The sequence below is a fragment of the Methylomonas koyamae genome (assembly GCF_019669905.1).
GTDB lineage: Bacteria > Pseudomonadota > Gammaproteobacteria > Methylococcales > Methylomonadaceae > Methylomonas > Methylomonas koyamae.
The window spans coordinates 335,324-352,170 of sequence record NZ_AP019777.1 but is presented as its reverse complement, the minus strand read 5'-3'; the positions used below and the strand labels follow the sequence as shown (position 1 = coordinate 352,170).

At 57.3% G+C, this 16,847-nt stretch carries 10 protein-coding genes; 5 read left to right on the top strand and 5 right to left on the bottom strand.

Going from position 1 to position 16,847, the window contains the following annotated elements; all coding sequences use genetic code 11:
* Window positions 1–142: 142 nt before the first annotated feature.
* Both recB and recC read right to left on the bottom strand, forming a co-directional pair.
* On the bottom strand, window positions 143–3,667 hold the full coding sequence (recB, locus tag MKFW12EY_RS01655; protein ID WP_221053898.1) for an exodeoxyribonuclease V subunit beta: 3,525 nt from the start codon (window positions 3,665–3,667) through the stop codon (window positions 143–145).
* Window positions 3,657–6,755 (bottom strand): exodeoxyribonuclease V subunit gamma, encoded by a 3,099-nt coding sequence (gene recC, locus MKFW12EY_RS01650; protein ID WP_221053897.1) that lies wholly within the window; start codon window positions 6,753–6,755, stop codon window positions 3,657–3,659. Before recC ends, recB begins: the two co-directional genes overlap by 11 nt.
* A gap of 79 nt (window positions 6,756–6,834) precedes the next feature.
* On the opposite strand from recC, the gene MKFW12EY_RS01645 reads away from it, so the two are divergent.
* From MKFW12EY_RS01645 to MKFW12EY_RS01635, 3 genes are read left to right on the top strand one after another with little or no spacing between them, the layout of a single operon-like run.
* The gene (locus MKFW12EY_RS01645; RefSeq protein WP_054760446.1) at window positions 6,835–7,425 is read left to right on the top strand and encodes a DUF4124 domain-containing protein; all 591 of its coding nucleotides are present in this window, start codon (window positions 6,835–6,837) and stop codon (window positions 7,423–7,425) included.
* Entirely contained in the window at window positions 7,422–8,255 is an 834-nt protein-coding gene (locus MKFW12EY_RS01640) for an SDR family oxidoreductase (protein ID WP_221053896.1), read from the top strand. Before MKFW12EY_RS01645 ends, MKFW12EY_RS01640 begins: the two co-directional genes overlap by 4 nt.
* Before the next feature lie 56 nt (window positions 8,256–8,311).
* Window positions 8,312–8,794 (top strand): hypothetical protein, encoded by a 483-nt coding sequence (locus MKFW12EY_RS01635; RefSeq protein WP_231879430.1) that lies wholly within the window; start codon window positions 8,312–8,314, stop codon window positions 8,792–8,794.
* Window positions 8,795–8,873: 79 nt separating this feature from the next.
* Here MKFW12EY_RS01635 and MKFW12EY_RS01630 read toward each other — a convergent pair whose 3' ends face one another.
* Window positions 8,874–9,560: a nucleoside phosphorylase-I family protein gene (locus MKFW12EY_RS01630; RefSeq protein WP_221053895.1), complete on the bottom strand. Its 687-nt coding sequence runs from the start codon at window positions 9,558–9,560 to the stop codon at window positions 8,874–8,876.
* A gap of 230 nt (window positions 9,561–9,790) precedes the next feature.
* Here MKFW12EY_RS01630 and MKFW12EY_RS01625 point away from each other — a divergent pair, with 230 nt between their 5' ends.
* On the top strand, window positions 9,791–10,237 hold the full coding sequence (locus tag MKFW12EY_RS01625) for an Rsd/AlgQ family anti-sigma factor (protein WP_245006408.1): 447 nt from the start codon (window positions 9,791–9,793) through the stop codon (window positions 10,235–10,237).
* 22 nt (window positions 10,238–10,259) lie between these two features.
* On the opposite strand, the gene MKFW12EY_RS01620 is transcribed toward MKFW12EY_RS01625, so the two are convergent.
* Window positions 10,260–12,896 (bottom strand): UPF0182 family protein, encoded by a 2,637-nt coding sequence (locus tag MKFW12EY_RS01620; RefSeq protein WP_064020226.1) that lies wholly within the window; start codon window positions 12,894–12,896, stop codon window positions 10,260–10,262.
* A 241-nt stretch (window positions 12,897–13,137) separates the two neighbouring features.
* Between MKFW12EY_RS01620 and MKFW12EY_RS01615 the strand changes: the two genes are divergently transcribed.
* Window positions 13,138–14,790, top strand: a complete 1,653-nt coding sequence (locus MKFW12EY_RS01615) for a multicopper oxidase family protein (RefSeq protein WP_221053894.1) — start codon at window positions 13,138–13,140, stop codon at window positions 14,788–14,790.
* Between the two features lie 60 nt (window positions 14,791–14,850).
* Here MKFW12EY_RS01615 and MKFW12EY_RS01610 read toward each other — a convergent pair whose 3' ends face one another.
* Window positions 14,851–16,575 (bottom strand): multicopper oxidase domain-containing protein, encoded by a 1,725-nt coding sequence (locus MKFW12EY_RS01610; protein ID WP_054760448.1) that lies wholly within the window; start codon window positions 16,573–16,575, stop codon window positions 14,851–14,853.
* Window positions 16,576–16,847: the final 272 nt, after the last annotated feature.

Here is a 16,847-nt window from a genome sequence, read left to right as displayed (position 1 = left end):
TCCCGATATCGGTTTCGGTGATTTAACATATTTCGGCAGCGGTCGGCGGCACCGGATCGTACCGGATAGGGACATTCGCCGCGCGCTAACCGCAGGTGACAATGAAGACGCTAACGCCCTCTGCGCAGTGGGAAGGGGCTATTTAGGCTCGAAAAAACACCTCGGCCAACTCGGCGAGCAGGTCTGGTTCCGGGCGGTCGGCGAACACGCCGCTGGCCGGGCGGTCGGGATGCATGCCGCGTACGAACAGGTATTTGACGCCGCCGAAATGCGCGGCGTAATCGTAATCCGGCAGGCGTTGGCCCAGGTATTCGTGCAAGACCAGGCTGTACAGCCAATATTGCAGGCCGTAATTGTGTTCGCGCATGGCCTGCAGCAGGCTCGACGGCGCGTAGTCGGCCAAGGCATTGGTTTTGTAATCCATGATGTAGTAGCGGCCGCCGTAACAACAGACCAGATCGATAAAGCCGGTCAGATAGCCGCTGATTTGCTTGGCATCCAGCGCCTGGTAGGCCGGACAGGCGGCCAGGACTTGGTTGATGCGGGCGGTGTCCACCCTACCCGGCATGGACAAGTAAAACGGCATTTCCTTGATGCACTGCGCCGGGTCCAGATGTTTCAGGCAAAACCCGGCATCGTCTTCCAGCGGCGTGGCGGCTACGCGGTACAGCACTTCACTCAAAATTTGCGGTTGCGCCAGCTTCAGACCGTAGCGCAGGCAGGCTTGGGCGCTGGCGCGGCCGATGTCGCGGCCTGCGGCCAAATCGGCAAAGGCGACGGTTTCCAACAGGCTGTGGATCACGTTGCCGGTGTGGGCACCGCGCGGCAGAGCCTCGTCGGCGGCCGGCCGGTCGTGGCTTTCTTCGGCTTTATCGGCCGGCAGCTCCGGCGCCTGGTCCAGGCTCAGCGCGGCCAGCGCGGTGTAGCTGCTCATCTGCCAGATGCTGTGCAAGCTGCGCGTTTGGCTGCGGTAGGCCAACGGCAATTCCGGATCGCGGCGCACGCCGGACAATTCGGCCGGCTCGCCGGCCGCTACGGCCGACAGCAGGCGATACTCGAATAAATCCGGTTCGGCGGTAGCCAGCGCTTGCAGCACACGCTGCTGGCCGGCGAAATCGCAGTCGGCAAATTCGAATAAATAAGCCATCGCCGAATCGTTGGCCCGTTCCTTGGTACGGACGTCGGCCCAATTCAGGTAGCAGCGGTACTTGGCTCGGGTTAGCGCCACGTAAAACAAGCGCAAATCCTCGGCCAATTCTTCGAACAAGGCTTGTTCGCGGCGTTCGCCGAATTGTGCCGAGCCCAAATCGGCGACCATCGCCCCGTGTTCGTGGCATTGCACCAAGGCGGTTTCGGTTTTCAAGCGGTCGCTGCGCCGCCACAGGTCGGGGCAGAACACCAGCGGATATTCCAGGCCCTTGGAGCTGTGCAGCGTGACGATCTTGACCGCATCCTCGTCGCTTTCCAGCCGCAATTGGCGGTCTTCGCTGCTGTCTTGGGCCGATTGCTGGATCGCCCGCCGCAGCCAGTCCAGCGTCTTGTTGATCGCCAGATGCTCGTCGATGGCCGCCTGCTGCAAGCGTTCGGCCAAATGGTGGATATTGGTCAACACCCGTTCCGCTTGGGTTTGCGCCGACAGGTGCTGTTCGACCCGTTCCCGCCGCAGCAGTTGTTGCACCATCGCCAGCAGGCCCTGGTTGCGCCAGCACTGCAGATAGTCCTGAAAACGCGACACCCACGCGTCCAGCTCCGCTTCGTCGCGGCTCAGCCGGTACAGTTGTTGGCCGTCCAAGCCGAACCACGGCGTCGCCAAAGCCTGTTTCAACACGTTAACCTGGCCGGCGGCGGCCACTGCGCTCAACACGTAGTACAACTCGAAGGCTTGCGCCGAGGCGAACACCGATTGCTTGCTGTTCAATACGGCCGGTATGCCGGCTTGCAGCAGCGCCTGCTGGTAGTCGGCGGCAACGGCATTGCTGCGGACCAGAACCGCGATGTCCCGAGCTTGCACCGACCGCTCGTTACCGTGCTTTTCGGCGATGCGGCCTGCCGCCAGCAACTGGCGGATTTCGCCGACCACGGCCTGCAGCACCCGCGCCGAGACTTCGCCAGAGCCGCCTTTGCGCGCGGTCCAATGTTCCTGCTTGCCGGGATTCTTGTCGAGCTGCCACAAGACCAGCGGCGCGCCGCCGGCAATGCTGCCGTCGCCGGGTTGGCGGCCGGCCTTGACCGGCGTGAAATCCAAGGCATCGAACAAGAACGGTTTTTCGCGGCGGAATAAGCGGTTCACGGCCTGCACCAGATGCGGATGCGAGCGCCAGTTGTGCAGTAAGGTGTAGCGCCGGTCGGCGCGTTGTTGGGCGGCGAAGTAGGAAAAAATATCGGCGCCGCGGAATTTGTAAATCGCCTGCTTCGGATCGCCGATCAGATATAGGTAATGTTCCGCACTGGCAAACACGCCGGAAAAAATGCGCCATTGCTTGGCGTCGGTGTCCTGAAATTCGTCGATCAACGCCGCCCGGAAACGCAAGCGCAATTCCGTCGCCAACAAGGCGCCGTTGTCGCCGTCTAGCGCGGCCGCCAGCCGGGTAATCAAATCGTCGAAGGACAGCACGTTTTCCCGCAGCAGGCGCCGGTCCAGCTCGACGCGCAAGCTGGCCAGAAGTGCGGCGCGAAACGCGACCGGCAGCCGCCGCACCGCGTCGGCCAGCGCTTGAAACGGCGCGCAATCGATGTTCAGACTGTCCAGGTATTGTTGCTTTTGTTGTTCGGCAGACAGCGGCTTGGTTTTGCCGGCGCGGAATTTATTGCCGTTCAGGCCGGCCAACAGCGTGGCCGGATTCAGGCAGTCGAAATCCGGCAAATCGTGGTCCGGGTCGTGCAGCCAAGCGGCCAGGGCCTCGACCCGAGCGGAAAACCCGTTAGCGAAACTTGGAGTAAAACAGCCGTTGGCGAACGCGTTATTCAAGGTTGCGGCAGCCGCCGGCAAAGCTGCGGCAGCCTCTGCGCGCAAGCTCGGCAACGCCGCCAGTTCGGCCTCGAGGTCGGTGTCCTGCGGATAAGCGTTTTGCTGCAGATCGATACGGAGCACGCTCTGCAGCAACGCATCGGGCGTCGGATAGGTTTGGGTGAGTAACGCCGCTTGCCAGGGCGGGCGTTGGTAGATTTGCCGGCGCCAAAAGTCGTCGGCGCACTGCAATTTCAATTCGGCCACATCGCCGCTCAATTCGCAATCGAACAACTGGCCGCTTTCCAACGCGTGTTCCGCCAACACCCGCTGGCAGAAGCCGTGGATCGTGAAGATTGCCGCCTGGTCGATATCGAGCAGCGCCAGCTCCAGGCGTTGGCGGATAAGGTTTTGGTCCAGGGCCAGCCCGCCGAGCCAGCCGAGCCAGCCGGTGACGGCCGGATCGTCGCCCGCCGCCGGATTCAGCAGGATGCGCCGGGCTTCGGCCAGGCGGGCGCGAATACGCTCCTTCAGTTCTTCGCTGGCGGCTTTGGTGAAGGTGACGACCAGCAGTTGCTTGATGTCGAGTTCGCGTTCGACGACAAAGCGCAGTACCAGCATCGCGATGGTGTAAGTCTTGCCGGTGCCGGCACTGGCTTCGATCAAGTTGATGCCGGTTTCCAGCGCACCGCCGACCGCGTCGAAGGCCTTAATTGCCATGCGCCGCCCTCCAGGCCGGTTCCAGCCATTCCCGGCAGAATCCGCGGAATTCGTCGCCGAACAATTCTTCGAGGTCGCGGTAGGCAAACAGTTGGCCGATTTCGGCTTCGTAACCTTTTTCGATGTCTTCCATTAGGTGTCTGGCCACTACCGCCGGAGCCGTGTCGAGATTTTTTTGCTGCACGAAATCCAGTGCCGCTTCGGTAAAAAATGCATCTGGTCGTTGTTGGCCGCGCTGGAAAATCTCCAGTAGTTGCGGCAAGGCGCCGGGGCTGGACTGGGCCGGAAAACGCAAATCCGCGTCCAGGCACAGCAAGTGGGTGGTTTGCGGCGCCAGTTGGTTGGCGATCAGGTGCTGCAACCAAGCGCCGAAAAAGTCGCGGCCTTTCAAGCGGCCGAAGCGGTAAACCAGCCCGCCGTTTTGGTATAGGCGCCCCAATTTGCCGACCAGCCGGTAGCCGTCCAGCTCCAGATCGATTAGCTGGGGCGGCAGCGCCGCACCCAGTTGTTTGCCGACGATGGTTGCGGCGAACGCGGCAATCGCCGGCTGGCGCCGGCGCCAGGCAATTTCGCCGGCGGCGCCGGCCGGCCACAAGCCGCGGGCTTGCAGTTTTGCCAGCGAAAACGCTTTACCCTGCAATTCGGCCTCCAGCCATTCCTGGGCCAGGGCATAATCCTCCAGGCTGTCCAGCGCGAACGGTTCGCGTTCTTCGGCATCGGCTGCCAGGCTGGGCAACTGCAATTCCAGGCAATGGCGGAAAAAATAGCGTTGCGGGTGGTGGAAAAACTGGCGCAGGCGGTCGATTTCGACCACGCGATCGGTTTCGGCCGCCAACTCGCCGCACCACCAGGGCTGCGGCTCCGGTTTCTCGCCGCGCAGGCGACGGGCGGTGTCGCAATCGTGGCGGGCGTAGCTGAACAAGCGGGGATCGTCGCCGAGAAAATAGCGCCGGCTGAACGGGTGTAGCGGGTGGCGCACCACGACGCCGTCCAGCGCATAGCCGTCGCGCAATACGTCGAGCAATTCGCTGACGATGGGCGACGGCGGAATATCGCTGTTGTCGCGCAGCGATTGGCCCAGGTAAGTAATGACCAATTGCCGGCGGGCCGACAACAATATCTCCAGAAATTGGTAACGGTCGTCGGCCCGGCGCGAACGGTCGCCCAACCGTGGCTGGGCCGCCAGCAGGTCGAAGGTCGGATGGCGCTCGATTTTCGGGAACTCGCCGTCGTTCATGCCCAGCAAGGCGATGACCTGAAACGGGATCGAGCGCATCGGCAACATCGAACAAAAAGTCAGTTGGCCGCGCAGAAAGCCGGCGCCGGATTTGGTCTCGTCCATCCGGCCTTGTAGCCAGGCCACGATGACGGCCAGCGGCAGCGGCCGGTCGTGAATCGCGGCCATCTCGGCCAGTTCGGCCAACAGTTCGTTCAATGCTTGGCGTTGCGCCGCGTCGGCAGCGGCCAACAGGCCGTCGGCGTAACGGCTCAGGCAGGTTTGCCATTCGCCCAGGGTTTTGGCAGCCGCCAATTCGTCGCCGGCGCGGAACAGCAGTTGCAAGAAAGCGTTCAGGCCGCCCAACGCTTGCGCCGCCGAGCCTTCGATATCCGGATACGGCAGGATGTCGTCGACGAATTCGTCGGCGGCCAGCGCATAGCCCATGAACAGGCGTTCCAGGCCGGCTTGCCAGGTATTCTGCGGCGTCGGCGGTAGGCCTTGCCCCTGTTTGGCGTTGCCCGACCGCCCCCAGCGCACGTGCAGTTCCCGCAACCAATACGCGATCAATTCCAGATCGGCGGCCGCCAGACCGAAACCGGCGTGAATCAACGGCTGCTCCAGTAAATCCATCACGCTGCGCCAACCCAAGCGGCTTTGCGACAGTTGCAGAAAACGAACGAAAGCGTCCAGCAGCGGATCGCTGATTTTCAAACTGCGGTCGGCGACGGCATGCTGAATGTCGTCGAATACGGCACTGATGAACGGCGCATAGGCCTGGATGTCCGGCGCCATGACGACGATGTCGCGCAAATCCAGATCGGGATTTTGCTCCAGGGTTTGCAGCAGTTGGTTTTTCAAAACTTGCACTTCGCGCAAGCGCGAGTGACAGGCGTGGATGGAAATCGAAGCGTCCGCCTCCAGCCGGGTTTGCGGCTGCAGCCGGTTGGCCAGGATGTCGTTTTGCAGGCATTGCAACACGCTCTGCGGCTGTGCGGGTTCGAAGCTGCTGGGCTCGAAGGCGAACTCGGCCTGCTCCAGCAGCATTTGCTGGAATTCGCGGCCTTGCTGGCCCAGCCGCACCAGCAACGGGTGGCCGTCGAAATTTTGCAATTCGGCCAGCAGCCGCTTCGGCGGCAGGTCGGCCCAGTAACCCTGGACCGGATTCAGTAGATACAGGTGTACCTGGCAATAGCGGGACAAGGCTTGCAGGTAGTTCAGCATTAACGGCGGCAAGCTGTTGACGCCGAATACCGACACCCGTTCCGGCAATTGCCCGGCGAAAGCGCCGGCTTCGGCACGCTGCAGCTTGGCGATCGCTTGCAGCCAGTGTGCGCCGCGGTGGCGCGGGCCGATTTCGGCGACGACGGCCCGCCACAACTCGGCTTGCCAGGCTTCCGCCGGACTACCGTACAACAGCCGCCGCGCTTGCCAGGCGTCGAGCAGGTCCGGGCGCAGCATCTGGTATTGGTCGTAGACGCGCGCCAATTGCTGGGCCAATTGGTAACGTTTAAGCTCGGCGTTTTCGCCGACTAGATATTGCCGTAAAGCCTGATACACTTCGCCGTCGAGATCGCGCAATAGCGCTTCGAAGCGCCACAACATCCAATGGCGGTCGAAGCTGGCTTCGCACAATTCGTCGTGCAGCGTCGCGGCGATTTCGGCAAAGAATTTGGCCGGGAACAGATAACTGAAATGCCCCCAAACCTTGAGCCGCGCGGCCAGTTGCTGCGACAACCAGCGCTCCATGCCCTGGCTTTGGATCAAGAATAACTCGGCGGCAAACGGCGACGACAGCGGCGCGGCGCTAATGACCGTGACCAAATGCTCCAGCAGGTTTTCGGTTTTGTTGGAGCTGTGCAGGACGAACATCGGCGGATTGAAAAATCTGTTTACAGTAACGGCAAGCTAAGTGATAGTTTTACAGTAGCGTTTAACCGACAGGAATACAATGAAAAATCTGTTCTTTGTTTTTGCCCTGTGCTTGTCTTGCGACGGCTGGGCGGGCGTTTATAAGTGCACCGATGCGAGCGGCCATACCAACTACCAGTCGTCGCCGTGTACCGAACAACACAAGGCGGTGCAAATGAATACCAAGACCGGTAGCAGCGTCGATATCACCGCGCAGGAAAAGAAACAGGCCGAGGAAGCCGAGTTGAAGAAAATGCAATCCGAACAGGAACGGGCCGAACAACAGGCCAAACTGGATCTGATTGCGCAAACCAAGCAGGCGGCCAGGATTCAGAGCGAACAGACGCAAACGCTGATCAAGCAAAATCCGCTGCAATTTTCCGCCTTTGCCGTGCCGCCCTACGATCCGGACAAATTGCCGGCGGAAATCAAGCCGTTCGAAACCCGGTTGCCCGATGTCGAGAAATTCCGGCGTTTGGCGGCGCAAAAGGCGTTGGCGGGCGGCGAGTGCCAGCGGGTCGAGGCCGACGAACTGAGCGGTAAAAGCAAATTGGACCAGTTGGTGTTCTCGATCAACTGCAGCAGCGGTAAAGCCTTTACTTTCAGCGAAAGCGAATTGAGCCAGCCATGAACCGAGGCAAAACCATCTTCATTACCGGTTGCTCGTCTGGCATTGGTTACAGCACCGCGTTGTACCTGAAATTGCGCGGCCACCGGGTGATCTGCTCGGCGCGCAAAGCGGAGGATGTCGCACGCTTGCGGAGCGAGGGTTACGAATGCCTGCAACTGGATCTGGCCGATTCGAACAGCATTCGCGCCGCGGTTGCCGAGTTGCTGGCGATGGCCGGCGGCAAACTCGATGCGGTGTTTCATAACGGCGCGTTCGGCCAGCCGGGCGCAGTCGAGGATTTGAGCCGCGAGGTGTTGCGCCAGCAGTTCGAGACCAATCTGTTCGGCACCCACGAATTGACGAATTTACTGTTGCCGGCGATGCGTAAACAAGGCCATGGCCGAATCATTTACAACAGCTCGGTACTGGGCTTCGTTGCGATGAAATTCCGCGGCGCCTATAACGCCAGCAAATTTGCGCTGGAGGGTTTGGCCGATACCTTGCGCCTGGAATTGCGCGGTAGCGGCGTGCACGTGGTATTGATCGAACCGGGACCGATCGAGAGCCGTTTCCGGCAGAATGCATTCAAGCTGTACCAACAAAACATCGACCCGGAACACAGCTTCCATCGGGACACCTACCGTGCCATGGAAGCCCGTCTGCAAAAGCAGGGCCCGGCTGCGCCGTTTACCTTGCCGGCGAGCGCGGTGGCCGAAAAAGTTGCGTTGGCGTTAGAGTCGCAGCGGCCGAAAATCCGCTATCGGGTGACCGTCCCCACCCATCTGTTTGCTTGGCTGAAACGCCTGCTGCCGGCGGCCTGGATGGATAAGTTGCTGGCCAGTGTCGAGTGAGGCGAAACGGGCGGTATAAACCCTGATTTTCGCCAACAAACAGGCTAGCAATGCCCATGAACTATGCTATTATCCCGGCCCAACATGTGGTGGCTAAAACGGTTGGGTTAGCAGCTATATGTTCTTATAAAAATAACTGTGAGGTTCAATACATGAAAATTTTAAAAAGTGCTGTTATCGCGTTTTCTTTGGCTGCCGCTATGGGTTCTTTCTCTACCGCTGCGGTTGCTGAATCCGATCCGGGTAGGGTTTCTTATAAACCTATCGACGTGATCAATGAAGTGATTACGCGTATCACAGCCGCCGAGACCGCAATCAATAACGGTGCAGAAGGCGACGCAGTTGTTGATTCGATCAAAAAAGCTGCTGACTTTATCAAAGAACTCAACGCAAACGATAAAGTTGCCAGAGCTGCAGATAAAGCGCGGAGCCACTTGAAAGCTGCGATTACCTCAGCTAAAGCCGCCAACTTGCAAGAAACAAAAGAGCACTTAGCTGCCGGCAAGCAAGGCGTCGAAGGCTTGAAAAAATTGCTGTAATTGTTTTTGCGGCAGGGCGCTTCGGCGCCCTGTTTTTTACCCCGCCCGATTCGCCCTTCCGGGGCACCCATCCGATCCGCTACAAATAAAACTGTTTTTCCGCCAATAGCGCTTCCATTTGCGCAAGCAAGTCCTTTGCATTTTTCGCGTCGATCCGGTTCAAATCGGCAGGCTCTCCGTACACCAAGCGCCAACGGTTCAATACGGATTGCAATTTTGCGGCATTGCTGGCCGTGAAATGAAACTGGCCCAAGGCTTCCCGGTACAGTTTGCGGTCAGATGTAGGCTGCGAGTTTGCCAATTCCGCCAATCGCGTTAATAAAGCTTCCACGACCGGTAAACTAGCACCGATCCAGTCCGCCACCGCATCTTCGGTGACGTTTGCCAACGGCGACTCGGAATTGTCGGAGACGACCTTCAGGCAATGGATCAATTCGCTGGAACTGAATTTGACGGCCGTTTCGTAGAACGCCGAGGCTTCCATGTCGCGTAGATAATCGCCGCAGTATTCCGCAGCCGCTTGCGCGAACGTGGTTAAACCGCGTGTCGGGCAAGGTGCAGCAAACGGCAATTGCGGATAAAAACGCCGGCCGCTGTCTGCGTCGGCAATTCGATCCGCCAGCAGGCAACTGCCCACCGGCAGCCGGTTGTGCCCGGCTATGCCGATATTCAACATGACCGGTTCGGCAACGTCGGGATATTGCGCCAGGGTATAGGCCACTGCCCCGGCCATGGCCACTTTGCCGATTCCACTGACCGTTAACACGGCGAATTCGTTGCCATAGCTGGCAAACGCTTGTTTTTGCGTTATTTTTTTAAGGTTCCACGCCTTTATCAGTGGCCTGGCTTCGCAGGGCAAAGCCACAAATATGAAATTAACAGGTGCCAAATCGATCACACTTTTCAAGCGAAAATTGTTAATTTTTAATGCCTTGTTGAATATTGTTGAGAAGTGACATAAATTTAAGCCTCGTCATTTTCAATGGGAGAACCGTCGTGATCGAGTCTAATGTCTGCCAAAGCGAGAAAAGCGCCAACGCCCAACATTGGGTTGCAACCTTATTGGAAGAACGTTCCGCAGTTTGGTCGTTATACTGCAAGATTGGCAACATGCTACCGCTCAACGGCGACGGTAATTTGCGATCGGCGTTGTCCGAATTCTCGCAGTTGTTGATCGATTACATTTCGCTCGGCCATTTCGGTATCTACGAACATCTGTTAACCGACCGCCCGGAGCAATCGTCTGCGCTGAGCTATGCCGAGCGGATTTATCCGGCATTCTCCAAGATCACCGCCTCGGCCGTATCCTTCAGCGACACCTACGACGAAGGCCGGCGCAAATTCAGGACCGACAATTTGCTACAGGATTTATCGGTACTCGGCGAACACTTGGCCGAACGCATGGAGCTGGAAGACCGGCTCTGCTCCATGCTGTTGCATTGAATCGAAAGGCTCCGCCGAAGGCTTATTTGCTTTCGGTGGCCGAAATGCCCGATGTCGGGCCGTTAGCGCCTTTGATGAACTGGGCCTTCAAATGGTCGAACGCGGCCTGTAGCGTTTTATCCATCACCACCTGATTGCCGATAGAAACGATGACGCGAGCCAATTCCGGGATTTTGGTTTTGGTCGCCAGCATGTAAATCGGCTGCACATATAAAATCGAATTGCCCATCGGCAAAATCACCATCCGCCCTTTTTTGACTTCGGAGCCCTGTTGGTTCCATAGCGTGAATTGGGCGGCGATTTCCGGATTTTGGTCGATCAAAGCGTTGACCTGCGACGGGCCGTTGACTTGCACATCCTTAGGAAACTTGAAAATGGTAATGCCCGGTTTGTAAGCGTGGCCGCAGTTGACTTCGTCCAACGTGCCGGCCAGACCGACCATGCTCAGATTGTCGCGGCGGATCGGCGTCATCGGATTGATCATGACGAATTCTTCCGTATCGTTGCAACGGTTGAAATCCATCGTGATGAAGTACGGAAGAACCGATTGGCCGTCGACCGTGGCGTATTGCCAAGTCTCCGCCTGCTCGTAAAACAGCTCCGGCGTGTTTTGATGGTACTTGGCGTAAATCTTCATTTGCATGAAGTACAAATCGCGCGGGTAGCGCAAATGTTGCAACAAGTGGTCCGGCATCTCCTTCAGGTTTTTTAACAGTCCTGGGTAGGCCCTGCTATACGCCTTGATGATGGGGTCGTCCGGGTTCGACATGTAATAGTCGACGCTGCCGTCGTAAGCGTCGACCACCACTTTGACCGAATTGCGGATGTAATTGAACTCGTGGCTGCCGTCCAAATAATCGTCGGCGGCCGGTTTCGAGACTGGATAGTATTTCGACAGCGTGTAGGCGTCCTGAATCCAGTATAAGCGGTCCTTGTCGATCACCAGGTAAGGGTCTTTGTCCAGATGCAAGAACGGGGTCAATGCGCTGATGCGTTCGTCGATATTGCGGCGCAGCAATAATTTGCTGTCGTTGGAAATATTCGGCGAGAAAAAGATTTTTTCGTCTTTCAGATAAAAGGCGAACAGCATCTTTCTAAACAACGACGGGATCGGAATGCCGGTATTGCCACGGTAATCCTTGCCCTCGTCCGGCGCCGACGTCGAGATGTCGGATACCGCCAGCTTGTTCGGCACAATCGCATAACGGTACTTTTCCTGCCCGTAGTAAATATCCGGATATTTGACCGAAAAGCCGACATCGGAGGTCATGTTCAAATCGCGCAGATACCAGACGATAGGAATGCCGGCATCTTGCGCCGCGGGCGACACCACCGCGCCGTAACCGTGGGTAAAGCGCAGATGGGCGTTTTCCCAGTTTTGGGCTTCTTTCGGCATACGCTCGATATTGACTTCCCGCGCGGCCAGATTGACTTGCTGGTGGTGGTCGTTAATGAAATAGCGGTCTTCGTCGACGGTAGGAAACACGTAGTAAGAGCGCAAGCCTTGCAATTGCATATAGCTGTCGATCAAAAACTCGCGATCCCAAACCGGAATGTTTTCGAAATGCTTGACGTTGGACCAGGCTTCGATGTCTTTGGTCGCGTCGAGATTGACTTTGAAATCGACGACTTTAATGTTGTTCAGGTCGTAGGCTGCCATCGTCGCATCGATGTTGTGCAACATCGAATCGCCTTCGGTACGGGTGAAATTAGGCTTGACGATAAACTTCTCGATCATTTCCGGAATGGTATGCGAGCCGCTCAGTCCCCAGGCCGCCAGATAACCCAGCACGGCAACGATGGTCGGCGCTTTACTGCGGTGCCGCTCCGAAAATGCGTAAAACACGATCGAGACCGCGATCGCGGCAATGAAAAATATTTCCAACCAAATCAACGGCAATTGGTAATGCAGTTCGACAAATCCCGGGCCGAAAAACACCGGCTCGTTTTGATCGGAGTACAGCAGCGAAAACCGGTCCAGCAGGAATCCCCAGATCACGAACAGCACGACAAAGCCGAACAGAACCGCCAGGTGGATTTTGGCGCCAACCGGAAACTCCTTGCTTTGGTTGGGAACGAATACGTGTTCCAGCCAATACAACACGCCGGTCGCTAACAGCACCAGCGAAGCCGTAGTCAGCAATTCCTTTTGAATCAGCATGTAAATCGGATAGGAAAACATGTAGAAGCTGACGTCGTTGCCGTACACCGGATCGGTGATACCGGCGGCTTCGCCGAAGAAGAACAGTAGCGCTTGTTCCCATTGCAAATAAAACGGAATCGCGATAACGATGGCCAAAACCAGCGAAACCGGTGTGTAGACCTTGGCCGAGCCGGTCATGAAGACGTCGGCAAAACGCTGGAAACGGCGGCGTTTGCCGTCGTCCATCAAAATGTCTTCTGGAGGGTTCAAGCCCAGGTAACGGGAGGCGATCCAGAAATGGAACAGAAAGATCGCGAAGAAGAAGGTGGTTACCGCACCGGAAAAGATAAAACGGTAGAGCAGTTTCAACCAAAAGTAGGTTTCAAACTCCAACGAGCGGAACCACCACAAGTCGACGAAAAAATCGAGAAACACGAAGTAGAACGCCACGTACAAAACAGCAGCTACTACCAGGGTTGCCGCCATCAGCGCCGGCAACAGTTTCCAGTTACGCATAATGTCCTCTTTGCTTGGGTTTCCGATTGGCCGCCATTGCCCCGGCCGGGTTGAAATCGGCTCGGTTGGGCGTTTGCGTATCGATCGCCGAGCATTCTAACACCCAAATCCGGATTGTGATCGGCTTGGCTGGGGCCGGCCGCGACCGGTAACTGCAAGTTGTTGGGCACTGGAATTTGGAGTATGTTCAAACCCAATAACAATGAGCTTTTTCATAGGGCTAATACAGGGGGAGGGGAAAATGACGCATCGAACCAACTACAGTAGGCGGAAGTTTTTGCAAATTTCAGCGGCTGGGGCGGCTTTCGCCGCCATGCCGGCGATGTCGGCGGCGACCGGCGGCAGTCTGCTGCGCAAGGCCTCGCCGGGATTTATTGCCGATGTCGAAATCGAATTTGCCGCGCAAGCGTCGCAAGCAACCATAATCGGCGGCGGGCCGGCAACCCGGGTACAGAGCTACAGCGCTAAGCTACTGAAGGGGCCGGCGAATACGTTGCGGGCATTGCCGGACAATTATCTCGGGCCGATATTGACCTTAGAAAAAGGCCAAAAGGTTAGGATATTTTTCAATAACCGCTTGCACGAACCGTCCATCATCCATTGGCACGGCTTGCATGTACCGCAGCACAGCGACGGCCATCCGATGTACACGATTCAGCCCGGCGAGCAATACGTGTACGAATTCGAAGTGCTGAACCGGGCCGGCACCAGTTTTTACCATTCGCATGCCCACGATTTGACTGCCGAACAGGTTTACCGCGGCCTGGCCGGCTTGATCGTGGTCAACGACGCCGACGAAGCCAAGCTGGATTTGCCGCGCGGCGAATACGACCTGCCCTTGGTGATCCAGGACCGGCGCTTCGACGGCCGCAGCCAATTGCAGTATTTGCATGCGATGCCGGAGCGGATGATGGGCTTTCTGGGCGACACGATCCTGGTCAACGGCAAGCCGCAAGCCCAGTTCAGCGTGAAAACGCGGGCCTACCGGTTTCGTGCCGTCAACGGCTCCAACTCCAGAATCTACAAATTGGGCTGGGATGACGGCACACCGTTGATCGCGATTGGCACCGACGCCGCACTGCTGGCAAAACCGGAAACCCGGCCTTACATCATGCTGGCCCCCGGCGAGCGCGTCGATTTATGGCTGGATTTCAGTGGCCGAGCCGTCGGCTCGCGTTTGACCTTGTACAGTTTGGCTTATTCCGGCGCCTTGCCCGGCATGCATGGCGGCATGGACATGATGCAAGCACAGTTGGCGCAAGGCGCGAAGTTTCCGATCGCGGTATTCAACATCAACGAAAAAGTCGGCGACTCGCCGAAATTGCCGCAAACGTTGGTACCGTTTCAGCGCCTGAGCGAAGCTGACACCGACAACCGGGACAATCCGATTCCGATTGCCTTGTCCATCCGCCATATGCGGCCGCTATTGAACGGCTTGTCGTTTTCCATGGATAGAGTGACGGATTACGAGAAGGTCGCCCTCGGCTCGATCAAGAAAATCCGAATCTTTCACGATCATGGCGGAGCGGGTCGCGAACACGCTACAGGCATGGGTATGGGCAGGATGGGCGGTATGCGCCGCGGCGGCGATGAGGCCGGCCAGGGCATGGGCGGAATGGGCGGCATGAGTATGGACATGGCCCACCCGATACATCTGCACGGCCAGCAATACCAGATATTGTCCCGCAACGCCGCTAAAACCGACGCCGCCGATTATGCGACGGTCAAGGACGGTTTTATCGATTCGGGCTGGAAAGATACGGTATTGGTGATGCCGGGCGAGGAAGTCAACATCGTCAAGCCGTTTCAGGATTATAAAGGCTTATTTTTGTACCACTGCCACAACCTGGAACACGAGGATTTGGGCATGATGCGCCAGTACTATATCAGCTGACAAACAAACGCCGGTGCCGAGGCTGGCTCGACACCGGCGCGTTATGGTGGCAGGTTCGGTTTATTTTTTACCGAACAGTTCCAAGATGCGTTGCCGGTTGGTGAAACCGGCATAACCCAGGCCCCCCAGAACCAGACCGGTAAACAACTGGCCGAAGAATGACGATTGTTCCGCGGCAGTCGGTTGTGCAGTGCCATCGGCTTTAGCCGGCGCGGGCGGCGGTACGAAAGCGGCCTGTTTCTTGTTGGAAGTTTCCGGCAAACCTAAACTTTTCCAGGCGTCGTAATCCTGCCAAGCCGGATATTTGCCTTGCCAGAATTCCTTGGTGAAATACGGCGCCAGACTCATGCCGTGTACTTTCGGGATGCCGCGCTCGTCCATGTAACCTTTGTAAACCACCAAGCTGATGTCGCCGCCTTCGCCGATGCCGTTGGTCGTGAACGATTTTTCGACGTGGTCGTGAAACATCCAGACGCCTTGTCCGAAGCTATTCAAGCCGTCGTCGACGCCGCTCAACTCCAGATCCAAGCGCTGTGCCGGTACCATCGCGTGCACATCGCGTTTGATATAAGAGGACGGTCCGTTATCGACGCCGTCGTAATGCGTCACCATCGGTTTATGGCCGTGGATGTGCAATGCAAATTCCTCTTCATGGCCGTTCAACACGCGGATTTTGACCTTTTTGTTTTCTTCCATCAGGATCAACGATTCGCGCAAGGTATACGGGAACGAGCGGCCGTTCAGCATGAAGTAGTCCGGCTTGGCTTCGGTGATATCGTATTCCTGGTTCATGCGCCGGGCGATAATGCGCGGGTCATTGGCGGAACGCACCATTTCGTGCAATTCCTTATCCGCGGATTGGTAATGCAAGTCGTATTCCGCCGCGTATTTCTCTTTGACCGCGACCGAAGGGTGACGGACGTGGCCGGCACCGACGTTAAACACTTGCACCCAGTTGTTGGGCCGGTTTTCCTCGACGATGAAAATGCCCTGCAAGCCCATCGGGATGTGGGTGTGGGGCTGTACGTGGCAATGGTAATACATCGTGCCCGGTTGGCGCGGCTTGATCACGTAGGTTTTGCTCTGGCCCGGCATCACGTCCATTTGCCCGGTTTGGCCGACGCCGTCGTTGCCTTCGCCGCCATGGTCCATATAGGGGTGGTCGATCCCGTGTAAGTGGATCGAATGCGGGAAATAATGGCTGTTTTCCAACACGATCCAGACGATGTCGCCCTGTTCGACGCGAATCACCGGCGACGGCGCCCGCAACAGCGGGTTAGCCACCGGTTCGTACAAGCTCAGAGTCGACATATCGCGGGTTTTGGGCGCGTAGACCCAGAAGGTGGGCTGGATGCCGGGAGCGATGTCGAAGGTCGTGGTCGGTTCCTTCATGTCGGGAGAATGGCCGTTCAGCTCGGCAATTTCCAGTTTGATGATGTAATGGTCGGGGTCGCCGTCGCCGTCCATGTCGTTACCGACGGTAATCGCATCGGCCGCCAATTGGGTTTCCATCAGCGTCGCCATCGAGATATTGTTGGTACCCTTAACGAACGCGGCAATTTCGGCGGGGTTGTCCGGATTGCACATCCGCGATTCCTGAATTTCCACGCCGTCTATCACTTGCGCTTCGCGCCACTTCGGATCGGTAAATTCAGAACAAAATTCTTCCGCCGCCCCCAATTTGACGTTCGTGCTTGCCGGTAGCTTGTCCGCCGCCGCCAAAACCCACTGCGAACCGGACAGCAACATGGCGCCACACAGCATGGGGATAACCTTTTTATGCATACAAAACCTCATAAAACAGACAAATTAGCGGATGGCTCGACAGGGCATCCGGACATCAGAAAAAGCGCGATACTGTAACCAGAACCCATGGGTAAAGTACAGAAATTATTTAACAATTTTGCCGTCGAGGCGGCTCGGTTCGCCAGCCGGCAAAAGGTTACAATCGGCCACAGCAGCTATGCCTTATAATTCCATAACCGGCGCTTTTTGCTAATCGTCGGACAACATTTTTGCCCGTTAATTCAGCACGCGACACTATGCCCAGCCTCCGA